Source organism: Escherichia marmotae (assembly GCF_002900365.1).
Taxonomy (GTDB): domain Bacteria; phylum Pseudomonadota; class Gammaproteobacteria; order Enterobacterales; family Enterobacteriaceae; genus Escherichia; species Escherichia marmotae.
Window position 1 is genome coordinate 4,545,231 of the sequence record NZ_CP025979.1, and the last position, 21,741, is coordinate 4,566,971.

At 53.6% G+C, this 21,741-nt stretch carries 16 protein-coding genes; 13 read left to right on the top strand and 3 right to left on the bottom strand.

Annotated elements, in window-relative coordinates; all coding sequences use genetic code 11:
- The first annotated feature begins 1 nt into the window (after position 1).
- Positions 2-4,537, top strand: a complete 4,536-nt coding sequence (locus C1192_RS23130; RefSeq protein ID WP_103194824.1) for an autotransporter outer membrane beta-barrel domain-containing protein — start codon at positions 2-4, stop codon at positions 4,535-4,537.
- Between the two features lie 108 nt (positions 4,538-4,645).
- On the opposite strand, the gene narQ is transcribed toward C1192_RS23130, so the two are convergent.
- Positions 4,646-6,346: a nitrate/nitrite two-component system sensor histidine kinase NarQ gene (gene narQ / locus C1192_RS23135; protein WP_010378985.1), complete on the bottom strand. Its 1,701-nt coding sequence runs from the start codon at positions 6,344-6,346 to the stop codon at positions 4,646-4,648.
- Between the two features lie 205 nt (positions 6,347-6,551).
- Between narQ and aegA the strand changes: the two genes are divergently transcribed.
- The 3 genes from aegA to C1192_RS23150 all read left to right on the top strand — a co-directional run bounded on the left by aegA (position 6,552) and on the right by C1192_RS23150 (position 10,343).
- Positions 6,552-8,531: a formate-dependent uric acid utilization protein AegA gene (gene aegA, locus C1192_RS23140; protein ID WP_001516853.1), complete on the top strand. Its 1,980-nt coding sequence runs from the start codon at positions 6,552-6,554 to the stop codon at positions 8,529-8,531.
- Between the two features lie 67 nt (positions 8,532-8,598).
- Positions 8,599-9,174 carry a GDP-mannose pyrophosphatase NudK gene (nudK, locus tag C1192_RS23145; protein ID WP_000193712.1) on the top strand — a complete coding sequence of 192 codons (576 nt, stop codon included), beginning with the start codon at positions 8,599-8,601 and terminating at the stop codon, positions 9,172-9,174.
- 125 nt (positions 9,175-9,299) lie between these two features.
- Positions 9,300-10,343, top strand: coding sequence for a DUF1176 domain-containing protein (locus C1192_RS23150; protein WP_016249056.1), 1,044 nt, complete (start codon positions 9,300-9,302; stop codon positions 10,341-10,343).
- A gap of 100 nt (positions 10,344-10,443) precedes the next feature.
- Here the strand turns inward: C1192_RS23150 and tkt are convergent, their stop codons facing one another.
- The gene (tkt, locus tag C1192_RS23155; RefSeq protein WP_001516851.1) at positions 10,444-12,447 is read right to left on the bottom strand and encodes a transketolase; all 2,004 of its coding nucleotides are present in this window, start codon (positions 12,445-12,447) and stop codon (positions 10,444-10,446) included.
- Between the two features lie 19 nt (positions 12,448-12,466).
- Positions 12,467-13,417, bottom strand: a complete 951-nt coding sequence (gene tal / locus C1192_RS23160; RefSeq protein WP_001003730.1) for a transaldolase — start codon at positions 13,415-13,417, stop codon at positions 12,467-12,469.
- A 285-nt stretch (positions 13,418-13,702) separates the two neighbouring features.
- Here tal and maeB point away from each other — a divergent pair, with 285 nt between their 5' ends.
- The 9 genes from maeB (at position 13,703) to C1192_RS23205 (ending at position 21,731) form a co-directional block, all read left to right on the top strand.
- On the top strand, positions 13,703-15,982 hold the full coding sequence (gene maeB / locus C1192_RS23165; protein ID WP_038355471.1) for an NADP-dependent oxaloacetate-decarboxylating malate dehydrogenase: 2,280 nt from the start codon (positions 13,703-13,705) through the stop codon (positions 15,980-15,982).
- Positions 15,983-16,273: 291 nt separating this feature from the next.
- Entirely contained in the window at positions 16,274-16,609 is a 336-nt protein-coding gene (eutS, locus tag C1192_RS23170; RefSeq protein ID WP_000356954.1) for an ethanolamine utilization microcompartment protein EutS, read from the top strand.
- A gap of 12 nt (positions 16,610-16,621) precedes the next feature.
- Complete coding sequence (gene eutP, locus C1192_RS23175) at positions 16,622-17,101, top strand: ethanolamine utilization acetate kinase EutP (protein ID WP_038355470.1); 480 nt, start codon at positions 16,622-16,624, stop codon at positions 17,099-17,101.
- Positions 17,076-17,777 carry an ethanolamine utilization acetate kinase EutQ gene (gene eutQ / locus C1192_RS23180; protein ID WP_001516848.1) on the top strand — a complete coding sequence of 234 codons (702 nt, stop codon included), beginning with the start codon at positions 17,076-17,078 and terminating at the stop codon, positions 17,775-17,777. Before eutP ends, eutQ begins: the two co-directional genes overlap by 26 nt.
- Positions 17,774-18,577, top strand: coding sequence for an ethanolamine utilization cob(I)yrinic acid a,c-diamide adenosyltransferase EutT (gene eutT, locus C1192_RS23185; protein ID WP_038355469.1), 804 nt, complete (start codon positions 17,774-17,776; stop codon positions 18,575-18,577). Before eutQ ends, eutT begins: the two co-directional genes overlap by 4 nt.
- Complete coding sequence (pta, locus tag C1192_RS23190; RefSeq protein ID WP_000583002.1) at positions 18,574-19,590, top strand: phosphate acetyltransferase; 1,017 nt, start codon at positions 18,574-18,576, stop codon at positions 19,588-19,590. Before eutT ends, pta begins: the two co-directional genes overlap by 4 nt.
- 38 nt (positions 19,591-19,628) lie before the next feature.
- A complete protein-coding gene (gene eutM, locus C1192_RS23195; RefSeq protein WP_000387719.1) occupies positions 19,629-19,922 on the top strand; it encodes an ethanolamine utilization microcompartment protein EutM in 294 nt (97 codons plus the stop codon).
- Positions 19,923-20,028: 106 nt separating this feature from the next.
- On the top strand, positions 20,029-20,316 hold the full coding sequence (eutN, locus tag C1192_RS23200; protein ID WP_000762196.1) for an ethanolamine utilization microcompartment protein EutN: 288 nt from the start codon (positions 20,029-20,031) through the stop codon (positions 20,314-20,316).
- 11 nt (positions 20,317-20,327) lie between these two features.
- On the top strand, positions 20,328-21,731 hold the full coding sequence (locus tag C1192_RS23205) for an aldehyde dehydrogenase family protein (RefSeq protein ID WP_038355468.1): 1,404 nt from the start codon (positions 20,328-20,330) through the stop codon (positions 21,729-21,731).
- Positions 21,732-21,741: the final 10 nt, after the last annotated feature.

Here is a 21,741-nt window from a genome sequence, read left to right on the forward strand (position 1 = left end):
CATGAATAAAACCCATAACATTGTCTGGAGTATGGCACGAAATATGTATGTCGTCGCCTCCGAATTTTCGCGTGGCGACAGCCGGATGAAAACGCAGGTGAAGACGGTGGCGACAATGGTATTGTTGGCGTTAAGCCCGCTTGATGCGCAAGCGGTGTTTACGCCAGACGTGACGGATGAAACGGTCGCGGGGGAGGCAGGGGAAAAAGGCTCGCAGCATAACACCTATGTTAACGGTAGCCTCCTGGTTGTTGGAACGGGTAATACTCTGGGGAGCGGCGGCGGGCTGGAGCTGGCGTCAGGCGCGACCTTTGACCTGAATGGTATGAGCCAGAGTTTCGATTATCTGTACAGCGATGTCGGCAGCACGCTGAACCTTGATGGCGGCGAGCTGACTCTCGGACGCGACAGCGGCTACAGTTCCAGAATATCGGGGATAGTTACCGGCAGTGGTTTGCTGGATATCTATGGTTCACTGGATATTTATGAGGAAAGCGATCTCAGCGGGCTGAGTGCGACAATCGATATCGAGCAGAATGCTGAGGTACATACCTGGAATGCGGCTCTCGGCACCGGGAGCATTGTGGTTGACGGCGTGTTATACATGGATGCATCCGCCGGCGATCTGAGTAACAACCTCAGCGGCAGTGGCGATATCTGGGCGATAAGCGCGCTCACCATCAGCGGCGAAAACGGCGATTTTGGCGGCACCTGGACCATCGACAGGGACAGCAGCCTTACCGTGGCAGATGTCCCGGTGTTGGGTACAGGTAATGTTGTTGATGGCGGCACTCTGTATCTCGGTGGCACTGAAGACTGGGCGCTGAACAGCGGCAACGTGATTAGTGACTACTACAACTACGACGGCGAGCAACACGTCGAGATAAACGCGGGTAAAGTGGTGAAACAGGACGCTAATATCATCACCATTGCGCACGCCAACACTTACAGCGGCGGCACGCTAATTGCCGAAGGCACGCTGAATGCCAGTGACGTTGGTGCGCTGGGGATGGGCGACGTGGATAACTACGCCATGCTGAACCTGAATGCGGCGGGAGAATACGTGCTGGCGAACCTGACGACATTTAGCGGTGGCACCACCACGCTGGCGGCGGGTTCAACGCTTAACACCGGCGTATTCACCCAGCAGGATGGCAGCGTTCTGAATATCAACCTTGGGGAAGACGCCAGTAGCCCAATCATCACCGCCGACAGCGCCTCGCTGGACGGTACGCTGAATATTACTGGGGTGGGTAATATTCAGGAGCCGCTCAGCCATGATCCCTACACCTTCACGCTGATCGACACCGATGGCACCATCAACGGCGACTTTGACGACCTGACCATCGCCGGAATGAAGACGAGAGCGATCGACTTCCTGACGGTCGCGGGTCGTATTAACCCCACGGATAACTCGCAGTACGAGCTCGCCACCTCGCTGTCCTGGTACGCAGATGAAAACAGTGCGGTCACAGATGCTCACGGAACCTTCACCCTGAGCGATCCCGATGGCAGCTTTACGCTGAACACCATACTGGCCGATGTCGCCCCGAACGACGCCACTCGCTGGGATGGTTCAACGCTGACCAAAGCGGGTGACGGCACGCTTATCCTGAAGGCGGCGAATACTTACAGCGGCAACACGCTCGTTAACGGTGGCACCCTGATTGCCGGAGTCGATAACTCGCTGGGTGAAGAGGGGGGGCTGGAGCTGGAATCTGGCTCCACCTTTGACCTGGATGGCATGAGCCAGAACCTTGAGTACGTATATGGCGATGTCGGGAGCACGCTGGATCTGGACGGAGGTAAATTGACTCTGGGAGGCGACAGCTATATGACCTCCTGGTTTAACGGCATCGTGACTGGCGGCGGCCTGCTGGATGTGTACGGCGATCTTATTATCGGGCAGACGAGCGATCTCAGCGGACTGAGTGCGACTATCGACATTGAGCAGTATGCCGTGGTGGAGGCTCAAACCCTGGAACTTGGCAGTGGGCGTATTGTGGCTGATGGCCTGCTGCTCATTGAATCCGCATCCGGTACTCTGGATAACAACATCAGCGGCAGCGGCGATGTCTGGAGCACAGGCGATACCACCCTCAGCGGTGACAATAGCGGGTTTAGCGGCTCCTGGACCCTCCGTAATTATGCCAGTTTCCGGGTGGCTGATGCTTCCGCGCTTGGCACGGGTAATGTCGTTGATGGCGGAACCCTGTATCTCGGCGGCACTGAAGACTGGGCGCTGAACAGCGGCAACGTGATTAGCGACTACTACAACTACGACGGCGAGCAACTCGTCGAGATGAACGCGGGTAAAGTGGTGAAACAGGGCGCTAACGCCATCACCATTGCGCATGCCAACACTTACAGCGGCGGCACGCTGATTGCCGAAGGCACGCTGAATGCCAGTGACGTTGGTGCGCTGGGGATGGGCGACGTGGATAACTACGCCATGCTGAATCTGAATGCGGCGGGAGAATATGTACTGGCGAACCTGACGACGTTTAGCGGCGGCACCACCTCGCTGGCGGCGAGCGCAACGCTCAGTACGACCGTGCTTGACCAGCAGGAGGGCAGCGTGCTGAGCATTGATTTAGGCGCGGATGCCAGTAGCCCAATCATTACCGCCGACAGCGTCAGCCTGAACGGCACGCTGAATATCACCGGGATTGGCAATATTCAGGATCCGCTTACCCATGCCCCTTACGCCTTCACGCTGATCGATGCCGACAGCGCTATTAGTGGGGACTTTGACGACCTGACCGTCGCCGGAATCGAAGCCAAAGAAACGGATTTCCTGACGGTTGACAGTCGTGTAGTACCCGCCGATAACTCGCAATACGAACTGACGGCGTCACTCTCCTGGTATGCGGATGAAAATAATGCGGCGACGGATGCGCACGGCATCTTTACCCTCAGCGATCCCGATGGCAGCTTTACGCTGAATACGGTGCTGGCGGATGTCGACCCGAACAGCGTGACTGGCTGGGATGGCAAAACGCTGACCAAAGCGGGTGACGGCACGTTGATCCTGAACACTGCCAACACTTACAGCGGTGAAACTCGCGTCACCGAAGGCACATTGTGGCTGACGGATACCGGAGTAATTGGCGTGCCGGATGCGTCTGGCCAGGGGGCTGTAAATGTTGACTCTGGTGCCACTTTCGGCGGCAGCGGTGTAGTGAACGGCGATGTCTACAACAGTGGCAAGATTGCTATGAGCCATGAAGGCGAAACGGGCAACACACTAACCATCAACGGTAACTACACTGGCGACAACGGTAATCTGTATTTCAACACGCAACTGGGCGACGACAGTTCACCAACCGATAAACTGGTCATCTCCGGTGATACTTCGGGTAACACGACGGTCTATGTTGCTAACGTCAATGGTAAAGGCGCACAGACGAAAAATGGTATTGAAGTGATCGATGTCGGCGGCCAGTCAGAAGGTGTCTTTACCCAGGGTAACCAGGTGCAGATTGGGCTGTATGAATACCGTCTGTATGAAGATGAAGGCGACTGGTATTTACGCTCACAATCCACCGTTCCACCGGAACCGGATGATAGTGGCGATGTCCCGGTAACGCCGCAATATCGCCCTGATATCGGCGCTTACCTCGGTAACCAGTGGATGGTGCGTAACCTGCAAATGCAGACGTTGTACGATCGCGAAGGTAGTCAGTACCATAATGAAGATGGCAGTGTCTGGATGCGTTTCAAGGCGGGTAATGCCGGGTCGCAGGCGGCTGACGGCAATGTTGATATCAACAACAACTATTCGCAGTTTCAGTTGGGCGGCGATATCCTGGCGTGGGATAACGACAGGCAGAGTCTGAAAGTCGGCGTGATGGCCAGTTACATCAACGCAGACACCGACAGCGAGGGTAATCGTGGCGCGGACGGCAGTCGGTTCAGCGCGACAGGTAATGTTGATGGCTACAATCTCGGAGTATATGCGACCTGGTTTGCTGATGCGCAAAACCATCAAGGGGTTTATGTCGATAGCTGGTATCAGTATGGCTTCTACAACAACAGCGTGAGTAACGGTGACGTAGGTTCTGAGGGTTATGACTCCACGGCACATGCCATCTCGCTGGAGACGGGCTACCGCCACGATATTGCGCTGAGTAACCAGAATACAGTGAGCCTGATACCACAGGCGCAGGCGACCTGGCAGAAGTATGATGCTGACAGCGTTATCGACAATAACGGCACTCGTATTGACGATCAGGATAGTGATAGCTGGACCACCCGTCTGGGGCTGCGTGTGGATGGTAAATTGCACAGGAACGCAAAATCCATGATCCAGCCATTTGCCGAAGTGAACTGGTTGTACACTAGCGGTGATGTTTCAGTTTCGTTCGATGGCGCGGAGATGAAACAGGATAGCCCGACTAACCGGGCGCAGGCGAAAGTAGGGATTCAGGCGAACCAGGACTGCCAGTGGAGTATTACTGGCCAGGTTGTTGGTGAGACAGGAAGCCATAACTATAACGATCTTAATGGCAGTCTGAACCTGCGTTACAGTTGGTAAAATACAGAGGACTTACCCGGTGTTGTTTCGCCGCCGGGTAAGTAAATGTATCAGGCTTATATCAGTCGTAGAGCCTTATTTAAAGTCGGCTTATTTCGAGCATGGATGTCAAATAAGCTGGCTTTCCTCACCCTCCGCAGAGCGAAAGCTAATACTCACTAACGTGCCACCGCCAGAAGGTTGCGAAAAAGTCAGCGTACCACCCAGCCGTTCTGCACGCTCGCGCATGATATTCAGACCATAATGACCTTCGGGTTCTTTCGGTTCACCGATGCCGATACCGTTATCACGGATATAGACCGTGTGATTGCCGTCCGGCGCGGTGACGCAACTGACGGCAATTTCGCTGGCGTTGGCGTGCTTCATCGCATTCAGCACCGCCTCGCGAATAATTTGCAACAAATGCACTTGCATTTGTGCATCCAGCGCCAGGGTTGGCAGACGGCAGTCGAGCGTCAGTCTGGCACTGGTTTGGTTTTGCAACGCATCCAGCATTTCACGCAGCGCAGAGGGGAGATCCGCCTGCTGGAGTGTCAGACGGAAAGTGGTCAACAGTTCGCGCAACTGCCGATAAGCATCATTCAACGCTTGGGAAAAATCGGCCATGATACTTTGTGCGGTGGCGTTATCTTCCGGTATCGAACGCTTCAGTAATGTCAACTGGATACGTAAGTAAGAAAGCACCTGTGCCAGCGAGTCGTGCAACTCGCGGGCGATGGTTGCGCGTTCTTCCATCAACAGCAACTGCTGAAAATGCTTCTGCGCCTGATTAAAGTACAAACCACGGCCCAGCATCGACGAAACGCTGTTAAGCAGCGGTTCTGACGCTGACACGTTACTATTTTGCCAGTGTAGTTCGCCATACACTGTCTCTTGCATGGTCACCGGCAAAATTTGCATCGGCAGTTCAGGGTTTGGCTTTCCTTCGCTAATCCGCCAGTTTTCACCAACGTTAAGCTCCAGGTAATCAGCCGCTTCATTGTCGCGAACAATCTGCAAAATATGACGGAAACAATGTACATCAATCTGGCTGGTATTTAGCGCCTGCGAGCATTGGTACAGCACTTCCAGACGGCGCTTCGCTTCGTGGAGATCGCGGGTTTTTTCTTCTACTGACGCCTCCAGCGAGCGGTACAACTTATGCAGCTCGCTCGACATCTGGTTAAAGGTTTTTGCAAGCAGCCCCAGTTCATTCGGCAGGCTGGTATCCAGTGGCGGTGAGTCGAACTGCCCGTGTTCAATACGCTGACTGGCGGTCACCAGATGATTCAGCGGAGCAACCACCTGATGGCGTATGCGGCGCAGAGTAAAAAAGACCAGCGTGAAAATACCGATGCCGCCAGCCAGAGAAATCGCCACCACCAGCAGCATTTTGCGTTCAGCGTAGTGCTGCAAAGCCAGCACGAACAGGTCTATCTGATTGACATAACTATTGATATTAGCCTGATACCACGGCAAATCGCCGTTAATGAGCCGGTTATTCATCTCCAGCCAGTTGGCATTTAAATGCGCATAGCGAGTTTTTACCGCTTCTGGCACATACCAGACGTTGAGATTGGTTAATACCGGTGAATGCAGTGCCTGCTGGAACAGTTGGCGATGCGCATTGAGCTGCGGGCTGCCGCGTTGCAGATCGTAACCCAAACGATAACTTTGCATACGTAGCGATCCGGCAATATTGATCGCTTCGGCATCGCGCAAACTGCTCGCCAAAGTTAGCAGAGCAATACCAGTGGAAAGGATCGACAGCAGCACAATGTAAAAAAAGGCCCGGGCCAGACTGGCCGAGACGGGTCGTTTGACAATCACACGCGTCTTCTCCACATAAAATAATTAATGTTTCAGGTCGCTGAAACGCAATTTAATAAGCGATGAGATTATTTGATCTGCCACAGTTTATAGCGAAATAGTTACTTGTCCTGGGCAAATGAATATTGCCGATTCCCCTGTAAGTCGGGTAATAACAACACTCATATAAAGAATAAGGTTTTTACAACCAAAAAAGAAGGTCGTTATGAATCGTTTTATTATGGCCAACAGTCAGCAATGTCTGGGTTGTCATGCTTGTGAAATCGCCTGTGTCATGGCTCACAATGATGAACAACATGTCTTGAGCCAACACCATTTTCACCCCCGAATTACGGTTATTAAACATCAGCAACAGCGTAGTGCGGTAACCTGCCATCACTGCGAAGATGCGCCCTGTGCCCGTAGCTGCCCCAATGGCGCGATCAGCCATGTTGATGACAGTATTCAGGTCAATCAACAAAAGTGCATTGGCTGTAAATCCTGCGTGGTGGCCTGTCCGTTTGGCACCATGCAAATCGTCCTGACCCCCGTCGCTGCGGGTAAAGTGAAAGCTACAGCGCATAAATGCGACCTGTGCGCAGGGCGAGAAAACGGCCCCGCCTGTGTCGAAAACTGCCCGGCGGATGCGTTGCAACTGGTCACCGACTCCACATTATCCGGCATGGCGAAATCCCGCCGCTTACGCACCGCTCGTCAGGAACATCAACCCTGGCATGCCAGTACAACGGCACAAGAAATGCCGGTGATGAGTAAAGTTGAGCAAATGCAGGCAACGCCCGCGCGCGGCGAGCCGGATAAACTGGCAATTGAAGCGCGTAAAACTGGCTTTGATGAGATTTATCTACCGTTTCGTGCCGATCAGGCGCAGCGAGAAGCCTCGCGCTGCCTGAAGTGCGGTGAACACAGCGTCTGTGAATGGACTTGCCCGCTGCATAACCATATTCCACAGTGGATTGAACTGGTGAAAGCCGGAAACATCGACGCAGCGGTCGAGCTTTCTCACCAGACCAACACCCTGCCAGAAATTACCGGGCGTGTCTGCCCGCAAGACCGCCTGTGTGAAGGTGCCTGCACCATTCGCGATGAACACGGCGCGGTAACCATCGGCAACATTGAACGCTACATTTCGGATCAGGCGCTGGCGAAAGGCTGGCGGCCTGACTTAAGCCACGTCACCAAAGTCGACAAGCGGGTGGCGATTATCGGCGCGGGGCCGGCGGGGCTGGCTTGTGCGGATGTCCTGACGCGTAACGGTGTTGAGGTGACGGTGTACGATCGCCATCCGGAAATCGGCGGCCTGCTCACCTTTGGCATTCCTTCTTTTAAACTGGATAAATCTCTGCTGGCGCGTCGTCGGGAAATCTTCAGCGCGATGGGAATTCACTTCGAACTCAATTGTGAAGTGGGCAAAGATGTCTCTTTGGATGCGTTGCTGGAACAGTATGATGCGGTCTTCGTTGGCGTAGGTACTTACCGTTCCATGAAAGCGGGCTTACCCAATGAAGATGCGCCGGGCGTTTATGACGCTCTGCCGTTCCTCATTGCTAACACCAAACAGGTGATGGGGCTTGAAGAATTACCGGAAGAGCCGTTTATCAATACCGCCGGACTAAATGTCGTGGTACTGGGCGGTGGCGACACCGCAATGGACTGTGTGCGCACCGCGTTGCGTCACGGCGCGAGTAACGTCACCTGTGCCTATCGTCGTGACGAAGCTAACATGCCTGGCTCGAAAAAAGAGGTGAAAAACGCCCGCGAAGAGGGAGCGAACTTCGAATTTAACGTCCAGCCGGTGGCGCTTGAGCTGAATGAACAAGGTCACGTTTGCGGAATTCGTTTCCTGCGCACGCGTCTTGGTGAAGCGGATGCACAAGGACGTCGACGTCCGGTGCCGGTTGAAGGCAGTGAATTTGTCATGCCAGCCGACGCGGTGATTATGGCGTTTGGTTTTAACCCGCACGGGATGCCGTGGCTGGAGTCGCACGGTGTCAATGTGGATAAATGGGGCCGTATTGTGGCGGACGTTGAAAGCCAGTACCGTTACCAGACGACGAACCCGAAAATCTTCGCCGGTGGCGACGCCGTGCGTGGTGCGGATCTGGTGGTTACCGCAATGGCGGAAGGGCGTCATGCGGCGCAGGGAATTATTGACTGGCTGGGGGTAAAATCAGTCAAATCTCACTAATTTCATACACAGACAAACCCGACTTCACAGCGTAAGATAACAGTTCATTTCGCGCTGTGGAGTCGGTATGACGCAACAAATCACCCTCATCAAAGACAAAATTCTCTCCGATAACTATTTCACCCTGCACAACATTACTTATGATCTTACGCGCAAAGATGGCGAAGTGATCCGCCATAAACGTGAGGTTTATGATCGCGGTAATGGCGCGACGATCCTTCTGTACAACGCGAAGAAAAAGACCGTGGTGCTGATTCGTCAGTTCCGCGTTGCCACCTGGGTTAATGGCAATGAAAGTGGGCAGTTGATTGAAACCTGTGCTGGACTGCTGGATAACGATGAACCGGAAGTCTGTATTCGCAAAGAAGCGATTGAAGAGACGGGTTATGAAGTTGGCGAAGTACGCAAATTATTTGAACTGTATATGTCGCCTGGCGGTGTAACCGAGTTAATCCACTTTTTTATCGCGGAATACAGTGACAGTCAGCGCGCTAACGCGGGTGGCGGCGTAGAAGATGAAGATATTGAAGTGCTCGAGCTGCCGTTCAGCCAGGCGCTGGAGATGATCAAAACTGGCGAGATACGTGACGGTAAGACGGTGTTATTGCTTAACTATTTGCAAGCGTCACATTTAATGGACTGAAAAGTAACAATAATATTTCGCTGATTATTATTGGCTCAATCCGATAAATCCGATTGAGCCGCGCTATCTGCGCAACGAAGATACGACTTGTGCTGTTTGTTTGAACTTCTGGGGTCGTACCGTCCATGCGCTATCGCATTTTCCTTCTCATGTTTATCGCTTTGTTGCCGACGTCTTTAGCGTGGGCAGCACCAGCGCAACGGACGTTTTCCGACTGGCAGGTCACTTGTAATAATCAAAATTTCTGCGTAGCGCGCAACACAGGCGATCACAATGGGTTGGTGATGACTCTTAGCCGCAGTGCCGGGGCGCATACCGACGCCGTTTTACGTATTGAGCGCGGTGGTTTGAAATCACCGGATGCGTTGGAAGAGGAGATAGCGCCACGACTACTATTAGATGGCAAGCCGCTGGCATTAATAGGAGATAAGTGGCGAATTTCGCCGTGGTTATTAGTGACCGATGATACGGCGACCATCACCGCGTTTTTAAAGAGGGTTCAGGATGGGAAGGCAATCACCTTACGTGACGGCGAGCAGACCATTTCTTTGAGCGGTTTAAAAGCGGCGTTGATATTTATTGATGCCCAACAAAAGCGCGTTGGTAGTGAAACCGCGTGGATCAAGAAAGGGGATGAGCCGCCGCTTAGCGTGCCACCTGCGCCGGCACTGAAAGAGGTCGCAGTAGTTAATCCAACGCCAACGCCACTCTCACTTGAAGAACGTAACGATTTGCTGGATTACGGTAACTGGCGGATGAAGGGGCTGCGTTGTTCGCTTGACCCGTTGCGTCGTGAAGTGAGCGTCACGGCGCTGACCGACGACAAGGCATTAATGATGATTGGCTGTGAGGCTGGTGCGTATAACACCATTGATCTGGCGTGGATCGTTTCGCGTAAAAAACCGCTGGCATCGCGCCCGGTAAGGTTGCGCTTACCGTTCAACAACGGTCAGGAGACGAATGAACTGGAGTTGATGAACGCGACATTTGATGAAAAGTCGCGTGAACTGGTGACGTTAGCGAAAGGGCGTGGGTTAAGCGATTGTGGTATCCAGACTCGCTGGCGTTTTGACGGCCAGCGCTTTCGTCTGGTGCGTTACGCCGCAGAGCCAACTTGCGATAACTGGCATGGACCAGACGCCTGGCCCACGTTGTGGATCACCCGTTAAACATCATGGCGGGAACATGTAAGCCTGATAAGACGCGCCAGGCCGGATAAGACGCGGTAGGCCGGATAAGACGCGTCAGCGTCGCATCCGGCAATCAGCATCAGACGCCTTTTACCCCAAGCACCTTATGCGCTTTTGCCACAATATTCTCGGCAGTAAAGCCAAAGAACGGGAACAGTTTATCCGCCGGAGCAGATTCGCCATAACCCGTCATTCCGACAATCGCCCCTTTCAGACCGACATATTTGTACCAGTAATCGGCAATACCTGCTTCTACCGCTACGCGGGCAGAAACGTTTGAGGGCAGCACCGACTCACGATATTCCTCATCCTGGGCGTCAAAAATATCCGTCGAGGGTAAGGAAACCACGCGCACATTGCGTCCTTCGCCCGCCAGTTTCTCTGCCGCTTGCAGGGTAATCTCCATCTCTGAACCGGTAGCAATCAAGATAATATCCGGCTTGCCGCCGCTGTCTTTCAACACATAACCGCCACGAGCAATCTCTTTCACCTGCTCCGGAGTGCGTTCCACCTGGGCCAGATTTTGTCTGGAGAGGATCAGCGCCGTCGGTCCGTTATGGCGCTCAACTGCCAGTTTCCAGCCCACCGCCGCTTCTACCTGATCGCACGGTCGCCAGGTGCTGAAATTCGGCGTTAAGCGCAAACTGGCCAGTTGCTCAACCGCCTGGTGCGTCGGGCCATCTTCCCCCAGACCAATCGAGTCATGGGTATAAACCATAATTTGCCGCGCTTTCATCAGTGCCGCCATACGCGCGGCGTTGCGGGCATATTCAACAAACATCAGGAACGTTGCGGTATACGGTACAAATCCACCGTGGTGCGCGATGCCGTTGGCGATAGCGGTCATACCAAATTCACGCACCCCGTAGTGAATATAATTCCCTGCTGGATCTTCCTTCAGCGACACAGAACCTTTCCAGATGGTGAGGTTGCTGGGAGCCAGATCCGCTGAACCACCAAGCAGCTCCGGCAGCATTGGGCCGTAAGCGTTAAGCGTATTTTGCGAGGCTTTGCGGGTCGCGATTTTCGCCGGATTCGCCTGCAACTCATTGATATATTTCTGAGTCGTTTTCTCCCAGTCTTTCGGCAAACCGCCACTCATCCGGCGGGTAAACTCTTCTGCCAGTTGTGGATGGGCTTTTTTATACGCGGCAAACTTCTCATTCCAGCTCTGCTGCGCTTTTTCGCCTTTTTCGCGGGCATCCCAGGCGTGGTAAATCTCTTTGGGGATCTCAAAGGGTGGATGATGCCAGCCCAGTTTTTGCCGTGCCAGCGCCACTTCTTCTTCACCCAGTGGGGCGCCGTGCGCCTCTTCTTTACCCGCTTTATTAGGCGAGCCAAAGCCAATCACCGTGCGGCAGATAATCAGCGACGGCTTATCTTTCACGCTTTGTGCTTCGAGAATAGCTTCCTTCACCGCTTGCGGATCGTGACCGTCGATTTCGTGGACAACATGCCAGTGATAGGCTTCAAAGCGTTTTGCCGTATCGTCGGTAAACCAGCCTTCAGTTTCACCATCAATCGAAATCCCGTTGTGATCGTAAAAACCAATCAGCTTACCGAGTCCCAGCGTTCCCGCCAGTGAACAGACCTCATGGGAGATACCTTCCATCAGGCAACCATCACCCATAAACACATAAGTGAAGTGATCGACAATCTCATGATCCGGCTGGTTAAACTGCGCCGCCAGCGTGCGTTCTGCTATCGCCAGTCCGACTGCGTTCGCCAGCCCCTGACCCAGCGGCCCCGTGGTGGTTTCTACGCCCGGCGTATAGCCAATCTCCGGGTGACCTGGTGTTTTTGAATGTAGCTGACGGAAGTTCTTCAGCTCTTCCAGCGGCAGGTCATAACCGGTCAGATGCAGCAAACTGTAGAGCAGCATCGATGCGTGACCGTTAGAGAGAATAAAGCGGTCGCGATCATACCAGGTCGGGTCGGTGGGGTTATGTTTAAGAAAATCGTTCCACAGCACTTCGGCAATATCGGCCATGCCCATCGGCGCGCCGGGATGACCAGAATTGGCTTTTTGCACCGCATCCATACTGAGCGCGCGAATCGCATTGGCAAGGTCTTTTCGGGACATAGAACACTCCGTGGCTGGTTTACAGTTTGGCGGCAAGAAGATCTTCCAGTTTGCGTTGATCGACAGCGAACAGGCGGATGCCTTCAGACAGTTTTTCTACCGCCATCGCATCCTGATTGTGTTCCCAACGAAATTCCGCTTCGCTCATAGGGGTAGGGCGCGGGAAATGCTGAGAAGGCGGGATTAATTTACGTACCACCGGCGAGACTTTTTCCTGCAACTCTTTCAGCAAGTTCGGCGCGATGGTCAGACGGTCACAACCGGTTAAAGCGAGGATTTGCTCGGTACGGCGGAAACTTGCGCCCATCACGATGGTTTCGTAACGGTGCTGTTTATAGTAGTCGTAGATATTGCGTACTGATTTGACGCCCGGATCTTCTTCTACCACATATGGGTCCATTGGTTTGCGCGCCTGATACCAGTCATAAATACGGCCCACAAACGGTGAAATCAGAAAAACGCCTGCTTCTGCGCAGGCTCGTGCCTGAGCAAAGGAAAACAGCAGCGTCAGATTGCAATTAATACCTTCTTTTTCCAGCTCTTCTGCCGCGCGAATTCCTTCCCATGTCGAAGCCAACTTGATCAGAATGCGTGACTTCTCAACGCCCTGCTGCTGGTACAAATCCACCAGATGGCGCGCTTTCTCAATACTCTTTTCTTTATCAAAAGAGAGGCGTGCATCAACTTCTGTCGACACACGACCGGGTACGATTTTGAGAATTTCTGTACCGAAATTGACCGCCAGTTTGTCACAGGCCGCGACGACTTGTTGTTCCTGGGTTTGACCGTTTTTTTTACCCCAGGCAATAGCATCGTCTATTAAATGCTCATATTGTGATAATCCGGCAGCCTTGAGTAACAGCGAAGGATTGGTGGTGGCATCCTGAGGATGGTAGTGACGAATGGACTCAATATCGCCACTGTCTGCCACGACCGTGGTGAACTGTTTGATGCCGTCTAACTCGTTCATAGGAAATACTCCTTGAAAAGTAAAGTGTTAGATGAGTGCGTTAATTCACACTTCTGACAAATTTCGCGAAACGCATCAAAAAAGCATAGCAGACAGGCATGGTATTGCTGGATTAAGCAGGTAACATCAGTGTTATAGGATTATTACCGAAACATTATTTTGATGTGGAGAGTTTGGACTTGCTCAAAGTCTGAAAGCTCCGGCAAGGTGATAATGTGCGCCACGTTGTGGGCGAAGGCAGCAACCCACACATTTTTGTGAACGTTACGTGAAAGGAACAACCAAATGGATGACCAGTTAAAACAAAGTGCACTTGATTTCCATGAATTTCCAGTCCCAGGGAAAATCCAGGTTTCTCCGACCAAACCTCTGGCAACGCAGCGTGATCTGGCGCTGGCCTATTCGCCTGGCGTCGCCGCGCCTTGTCTTGAAATCGAAAAAGATCCGTTAAAAGCCTACAAATATACAGCGCGCGGTAACCTGGTGGCGGTGATCTCTAACGGTACGGCAGTGCTGGGGCTCGGTAACATTGGAGCACTGGCAGGCAAACCGGTAATGGAAGGCAAGGGCGTTCTGTTTAAGAAATTCGCCGGGATAGATGTGTTTGACATCGAAGTTGATGAGCTGGACCCGGATAAATTTATTGAAGTGGTCGCCGCACTCGAACCGACGTTCGGTGGTATCAACCTTGAAGACATTAAAGCGCCAGAATGTTTCTACATTGAGCAGAAACTGCGCCAGCGAATGAACATTCCGGTATTCCATGACGACCAGCACGGTACGGCAATCATCAGCACCGCCGCCATCCTCAACGGCTTGCGCGTGGTGGAGAAAAATATCTCCGACGTAAGGATGGTGGTTTCTGGCGCAGGTGCAGCGGCAATCGCCTGTATGAACCTGCTGGTGGCGCTGGGTCTGCAAAAACACAACATCGTAGTTTGCGACTCAAAAGGCGTTATCTATCAGGGGCGCGAGCCGAACATGGCGGAAACCAAAGCGGCATATGCAGTTGTGGATGACGGCAAACGTACCCTCGACGATGTGATTGAAGGCGCGGATATTTTTCTCGGCTGTTCCGGCCCGAAAGTGCTGACCCAGGAGATGGTGAAGAAAATGGCTCGCGCGCCGATGATTCTGGCGCTGGCGAACCCGGAACCGGAAATTCTGCCGCCGCTGGCGAAAGAAGTGCGTCCGGACGCCATCATCTGTACCGGTCGTTCCGACTATCCGAACCAGGTCAACAACGTGCTTTGCTTCCCGTTCATCTTCCGTGGCGCGCTGGACGTTGGCGCAACGGCCATCAACGAAGAGATGAAACTGGCAGCGGTACGCGCAATTGCTGAACTGGCTCATGCGGAACAGAGCGAAGTGGTTGCTTCTGCCTATGGCGATCAGGATCTGAGCTTTGGCCCGGAATACATTATTCCTAAACCGTTCGATCCACGTCTGATCGTCAAGATCGCGCCAGCGGTGGCAAAAGCGGCAATGGAGTCCGGTGTGGCGACGCGCCCGATTGCCGACTTTGACGCCTACATCGACAAGTTGACCGAGTTCGTTTACAAAACCAACCTGTTTATGAAGCCGATTTTCTCCCAGGCTCGCAAAGCGCCGAAGCGCGTTGTCCTGCCTGAAGGGGAAGAGGCGCGCGTTCTGCACGCGACTCAGGAACTGGTAACGCTGGGACTGGCAAAACCAATTCTTATTGGTCGTCCAAATGTGATCGAAATGCGCATTCAGAAACTGGGTTTGCAGATCAAAGCGGGCGTTGATTTTGAGATCGTCAATAACGAATCCGATCCGCGCTTTAAAGAGTACTGGAGCGAATACTTCCAGATCATGAAGCGTCGTGGTGTAACTCAGGAACAGGCGCAGCGTGCTCTGATCAGCAACCCGACTGTGATCGGCGCGATCATGGTTCAGCGTGGCGAAGCCGATGCAATGATCTGCGGTACGGTGGGCGAATATCACGAACACTTCAGCGTGGTGAAAAATGTGTTTGGCTATCGCGATGGTGTTCACACCGCTGGCGCAATGAACGCGCTGCTGCTGCCGAGTGGTAACACCTTTATTGCTGATACTTACGTCAATAATGAGCCAGATGCAGAAGAGCTGGCGGAGATCACCTTGATGGCGGCAGAAACGGTCCGTCGTTTCGGTATTGAGCCGCGCGTTGCTCTGCTGTCGCATTCCAACTTCGGCTCTTCTGACTGCCCGTCGTCAAGCAAGATGCGTAAAGCGCTGGAGCTGGTGAGAGAACGTGCTCCTGAACTGATGATTGATGGTGAGATGCATGGTGACGCGGCGCTGGTAGAAGCGATTCGCAACGACCGTATGCCGGACAGCCCTTTGAAAGGTTCCGCCAATATTCTGGTGATGCCGAACATGGAAGCCGCCCGCATTAGTTACAACTTGTTGCGCGTTTCCAGCTCGGAAGGTGTGACGGTCGGCCCGGTGATGATGGGCGTGGCAAAACCGGTTCACGTATTAACGCCAATCGCGTCAGTGCGTCGTATCGTTAACATGGTGGCGCTGGCCGTGGTTGAAGCGCAAACTCAACCGCTGTAATTCTTAATGTTAAATCACGCTTACCCTGAATTATTCGGGGTAAGCGATTTACCGCAATATATCAGAAGGGATTATTACTGGTTTTTCGAATAATAAAGTACGCCATATAAAAATAAATCAATATCAATTTAATTATATTCATGTGCTGCACGTGAAAATTTATGCATTACATAAAATATCTCCCCATTCTTAGTGATCTACCTCACCTTTCAAACTCGCTTGCCGAATTTTGTTATTTACTCTGACGAAAAATTGTCACGATAGCCGCAAGTTTTTCACAGGCGGCGACTCATGGATAAAGAACGCATCATTCAGGAATTTGTGCCCGGGAAACAGGTCACGCTGGCACATCTCATTGCGCACCCTGGCGAGGAACTGGCGAAGAAAATCGGTGTTCCGGATGCAGGTGCAATCGGCATTATGACGCTAACTCCCGGAGAAACGGCGATGATTGCCGGTGATTTAGCATTGAAAGCCGCCGACGTACACATTGGTTTTCTCGACCGCTTCAGTGGTGCTCTGGTGATTTATGGCTCGGTGGGCGCAGTGGAAGAAGCTTTATTACAAACCGTTAGCGGTTTAGGGCGCTTATTAAATTATACGCTGTGTGAAATGACGAAAAGTTAATACGAGGCATTCATGAAACGAATCGCGTTTGTGGGGGCCGTCGGGGCAGGAAAAACAACGCTTTTTAATGCTTTGCAGGGGAATTACGCTCTCGCCAGAAAAACGCAGGCTGTGGAATTTAATGATAAGGGTGATATTGATACTCCAGGTGAATATTTTAGCCATCCCCGCCTGTATCACGCCTTAATTACCACGCTACAGGATGTGGACATGCTGATCTATGTCCACGGCGCGAATGACCCGGAAAGCCGATTACCTGCCGGGTTGCTGGATATTGGCGTTATTAAACGGCAAATCGCCGTCATCAGTAAAACGGACATGCCAGATGCTGACATCGCCGCTACGCGACAGCTATTGCTTGAGACGGGCTTCGAAGAACCGATTTTCGCGCTAAACAGCCACGACCCGCAAAGCGTGCAGCAACTGGTGGATTATCTGGCATCTCTCACCGAACAGGAGGAAGCAGGTGAAAAAACTCATCACAGCGAATGATATTCGTGAAGCACATTCACGCGGCGAACAGGCAATGTCCGTGGTTCTGCGTGCCAGCATTATTACCCCGGAAGCGCGAGAAGTGGCGGCCCTGCTGGGGGTTACCATCATCGAGTGCGATGAATCGACGCCGGTAACGGCATCCGTTCCCGCCAGCGCGCCAGCCGATAAAACCGAAAACCAGCGCATCCGCGAAACCATCATCGCCCAGTTACCGGAAGGCCAGTTTACCGAAAGCCTGGTCGCGCAACTGATGGAAAAAGTGATGAAGGAAAAACAGTCGCTGGAGCAGGGCGCGATGCAGCCGAGCTTTAAATCGATAACCGGCAAAGGCGGCATCAAAGTGATTGATGGCGGCAGCGTGAAATTTGGTCGTTTCGATGGCGCACAACCGCACTGCGTGGGCTTGACTGATCTCGTGACCGGAGACGACGGCAGCAGCATGGCCGCCGGTTTTATGCAGTGGGAAAACGCCTTCTTCCCGTGGACCCTGAACTACGACGAAATCGACATGGTACTGGAAGGGGAACTGCATGTTCGCCACGAAGGCGAAACCATGATCGCCAAAGCGGGCGATGTGATGTTTATCCCGAAAGGTTCCAGCATCGAATTTGGTACGACATCCAGCGTGAAGTTCCTGTATGTCGCCTGGCCGGCGAACTGGCAATCCCTATGAAAGATTTCATCACCGAAGCATGGCTAAGAGCAAACCATACGCTCAGCGAAGGCGCAGAGATCCATCTCCCTGCGGACAGTCGCCTGACGCCCTCTGCCCGGGAGTTGCTGGAAAGCCGCCATCTGCGCATCAAGTTTATTGATGAGCAGGGGAGTTTGTTTGTTGACGATGAACTGCAGCAGCCGCAGCGTGTTCACGGGTTGACCAGTAGCGATGAATATCCGCAAGCGTGCTGCGAACTGTGTCGCCAGCCGGTGGCAAAAAAGCCTGACACGCTGACTCACCTGTCGGCGGAAAAAATGGTCGCTAAAAGCGATCCGCGCCTGGGTTTTCGCGCTGTCCTCGATAGCACCATTGCGCTGACAGTGTGGCTGCAAATTGAACTGGCGGAACCGTGGCAGCCGTGGCTGGCGGATATCCGTTCGCGTCTTGGCAACATTATGCGTGACGATGCGTTGGGGGAACCGCTGGCCGATCAGGCGATTGTCGGGTTTTCTGACGAAGAGCTGCATCGGCTTTCTCACCAGCCGCTGCGTTATCTCGACCACGATCATCTGGTGCCGGAAGCCAGCCACGGACGCGATGCGGCGTTGCTGAACTTGCTGCGAACCAAAGTGCGGGAAACCGAAACCGTCGCGGCGCAGGTGTTTATTACCCGCAGTTTTAACGTACTGCGTCCGGACATCTTGCAGGCGCTGAACCGCCTTTCCAGCACGGTTTACGTGATGATGATTTTGAGCGTAACGAAGCAGCCGCTAACGGTGAAACAGATCCAACAACGACTGGGGGAAACGCAATGATTATTGAACGTTGTCGTGAACTGGCGTTGCGAGCGCCCGCCAGAGTGGTTTTTCCGGATGCGTTAGACCAGCGTGTGCTGAAAGCTGCGCAATATCTGCATCAGCAAGGCCTGGCGACGCCCATTCTGGTCGCTAGTCCGTTTGAACTTCGCCAGTTTGCGTTCACTCATGGTGTGGCGATGGATGGACTACAGGCCATTGATCCGCATGGCAACCTCGCAATGCGGGAAGAATTTGCCCAGCGCTGGCTGACCCGTGCGGGAGAAAAAACGCCGCCGGATGCGCTGGAAAAACTCACCGACCCGTTGATGTTCGCCGCCGCGATGGTTAGCGCCGGTAAAGCGGATGTCTGTATCGCGGGCAATCTCTCTTCCACGGCGAATGTGTTGCGTGCCGGATTACGCATTATTGGTTTGCAACCTGACTGTAAAACGCTCTCCTCCATTTTCCTGATGTTGCCGCAGTACAGCGGCCCGGCGTTGGGTTTTGCCGATTGCAGCGTAGTGCCGCAACCAACGGCGGCGCAACTGGCTGATATCGCGCTTGCCAGCGCCGAAACATGGCGGGCTATCACCGGAGAAGAGCCGCGCGTGGCGATGCTGTCATTTTCCAGCAACGGCAGCGCCCGCCACCCCTGCGTTGCTAACGTTCAGCAGGCGACAGAAATAATCCGTGAACGCGCGCCACAACTGGTAGTGGATGGCGAGTTGCAGTTTGACGCCGCCTTTGTGCCGGAAGTGGCAGCGCAAAAAGCGCCTGCCAGCCCGCTTCAGGGCAACGCCAATGTGATGGTTTTTCCGTCGCTAGAGGCGGGAAATATTGGCTACAAAATCGCACAACGACTTGGCGGATATCGTGCCGTCGGGCCATTGATACAAGGACTTGCCGCGCCGATGCACGATCTCTCGCGTGGTTGTAGCGTGCAGGAAATTATCGAGCTGGCGCTGGTGGCCGCCGTACCGCGTCAGACAAAAGTGAACCGCGAAAGCAGTTTACCCACACTGGTTGAATGAACGGTCCCGTTCTGGACCCCTATAAAGAGGAAAACACAATGGAAGCATTAGGAATGATCGAAACCCGGGGCCTGGTTGCACTGATTGAGGCTTCTGATGCGATGGTGAAAGCCGCGCGCGTCAAACTGGTTGGTGTTAAGCAGATTGGTGGCGGTCTGGTGACTGCAATGGTTCGCGGTGATGTTGCTGCCTGTAAAGCCGCGACCGATGCCGGTGCCGCAGCGGCACAGCGTATTGGCGAGCTGGTATCCGTACACGTTATCCCGCGTCCGCACGGCGACCTGGAAGAAGTCTTTCCGATCGGCCTGAAAGGCGACAGCAGCAACCTGTAATCACCCTGTGTGACGTCGATTCGGGCGTCACGCTCTCTCCTTGTTCATTTTACCTTCTGCGGAGGGTAGGGGGAGCTTTTACCTGAAATACGCCACGGAGGCGGGTATGAAACTGGCTGTCGTCACTGGGCAAATTGTTTGCACCGTGCGCCACCACGGACTGGCGCATGACAAATTGCTGATGGTGGAAATGATTGATCCACAGGGAAATCCCGATGGGCAGTGTGCCGTCGCTATCGACAATATTGGCGCAGGAACCGGAGAGTGGGTGTTGCTGGTGAGTGGCAGTTCCGCCCGCCAGGCGCATAAAAGCGAAACGTCGCCGGTCGACTTGTGCGTGATTGGCATTGTCGATGAGGTGGTGTCTGGCGGTCAGGTCATTTTCCACAAATAAGGCAGAACATCATGAATCAACAGGATATTGAACAGGTGGTGAAAGCGGTGCTGCTGAAAATGCAAAGCAGTGATACACCGCCCGCCGCCGTTCATGAGATGGGCGTTTTTGCTTCCCTGGATGACGCCGTTGCGGCTGCTAAAGTGGCGCAACCTGAGTTAAAAAGTGTGGCGATGCGCCAGTTAGCCATTGCTGCTATTCGTGAAGCAGGCGAAAAGCACGCCAGAGATTTAGCGGAACTTGCCGTTAGTGAAACCGGTATGGGGCGTGTTGAAGATAAATTTGCCAAAAACGTCGCTCAGGCGCGCGGTACGCCGGGTGTTGAATGCCTTTCTCCGCAGGTGCTGACCGGTGATAACGGCCTGACCTTGATTGAAAACGCACCTTGGGGCGTGGTGGCTTCGGTGACACCGTCAACCAATCCGGCGGCAACTGTAATTAATAACGCCATCAGCCTGATCGCCGCGGGCAACAGCGTCATTTTCGCCCCGCATCCGGCGGCGAAAAAAGTCTCTCAGCGGGCGATTACGTTACTCAACCAGGCGATTGTCGCCGCAGGCGGGCCAGAAAATTTACTGGTTACCGTGGCAAATCCGGATATCGAAACCGCGCAACGCTTGTTCAGGTTTCCGGGCATTGGCCTTTTGGTGGTGACAGGTGGCGAAGCGGTAGTGGAAGCGGCGCGTAAACACACCAATAAACGCCTGATTGCCGCAGGTGCCGGTAATCCGCCGGTGGTGGTGGATGAAACCGCCGACCTCGCCCGTGCCGCGCAGTCCATCGTCAAAGGCGCTTCTTTTGATAACAACATCATTTGTGCCGATGAAAAGGTACTGATTGTCGTTGATAGCGTAGCCGATGAACTGATGCGCCTGATGGAAGGCCAGCACGCGGTGAAACTGACCGCAGAGCAGGCACAGCAACTGCAATCTGTGTTGCTGAAAAATATCGACGAGCGCGGAAAAGGCACCGTCAGCCGTGACTGGGTAGGTCGTGACGCGGCGAAAATCGCGGCAGCAATTGGCCTGAACGTCCCGCAAGAAACGCGTTTGCTGTTTGTGGAAACCACTGCAGAACATCCCTTTGCCGTTACCGAGCTGATGATGCCGGTGTTGCCTGTCGTGCGCGTCACCAACGTGGCGGATGCCATTGCGCTGGCGGTGAAACTGGAAGGTGGTTGCCACCACACGGCGGCAATGCACTCGCGCAATATCGACAACATGAACCAGATGGCAAACGCCATTGATACCAGCATTTTCGTCAAGAACGGGTCGTGCATTGCCGGGCTGGGGCTGGGCGGAGAAGGCTGGACCACGATGACCATCACCACGCCAACCGGTGAAGGGGTAACCAGCGCGCGGACGTTTGTTCGTCTGCGCCGCTGTGTATTAGTCGATGCGTTTCGCATTGTTTAAGGAGTAACAG

Excerpts from the sequence above, each read along its gene's own strand:
- C1192_RS23130 (WP_103194824.1), top strand. The coding sequence starts at position 2 with ATGAATAAAACCCATAACATTGTCTGGAGTATGGCACGAAATATGTAT.
- aegA (WP_001516853.1), top strand. The coding sequence starts at position 6,552 with ATGAATCGTTTTATTATGGCCAACAGTCAGCAATGTCTGGGTTGTCAT.
- nudK (WP_000193712.1), top strand. The coding sequence starts at position 8,599 with ATGACGCAACAAATCACCCTCATCAAAGACAAAATTCTCTCCGATAAC.
- C1192_RS23150 (WP_016249056.1), top strand. The coding sequence starts at position 9,300 with ATGCGCTATCGCATTTTCCTTCTCATGTTTATCGCTTTGTTGCCGACG.
- tkt (WP_001516851.1), bottom strand. The coding sequence starts at position 12,447 with ATGTCCCGAAAAGACCTTGCCAATGCGATTCGCGCGCTCAGTATGGAT.
- tal (WP_001003730.1), bottom strand. The coding sequence starts at position 13,417 with ATGAACGAGTTAGACGGCATCAAACAGTTCACCACGGTCGTGGCAGAC.
- maeB (WP_038355471.1), top strand. The coding sequence starts at position 13,703 with ATGGATGACCAGTTAAAACAAAGTGCACTTGATTTCCATGAATTTCCA.
- eutS (WP_000356954.1), top strand. The coding sequence starts at position 16,274 with ATGGATAAAGAACGCATCATTCAGGAATTTGTGCCCGGGAAACAGGTC.
- eutP (WP_038355470.1), top strand. The coding sequence starts at position 16,622 with ATGAAACGAATCGCGTTTGTGGGGGCCGTCGGGGCAGGAAAAACAACG.
- eutT (WP_038355469.1), top strand. The coding sequence starts at position 17,774 with ATGAAAGATTTCATCACCGAAGCATGGCTAAGAGCAAACCATACGCTC.
- pta (WP_000583002.1), top strand. The coding sequence starts at position 18,574 with ATGATTATTGAACGTTGTCGTGAACTGGCGTTGCGAGCGCCCGCCAGA.
- eutM (WP_000387719.1), top strand. The coding sequence starts at position 19,629 with ATGGAAGCATTAGGAATGATCGAAACCCGGGGCCTGGTTGCACTGATT.
- eutN (WP_000762196.1), top strand. The coding sequence starts at position 20,029 with ATGAAACTGGCTGTCGTCACTGGGCAAATTGTTTGCACCGTGCGCCAC.
- C1192_RS23205 (WP_038355468.1), top strand. The coding sequence starts at position 20,328 with ATGAATCAACAGGATATTGAACAGGTGGTGAAAGCGGTGCTGCTGAAA.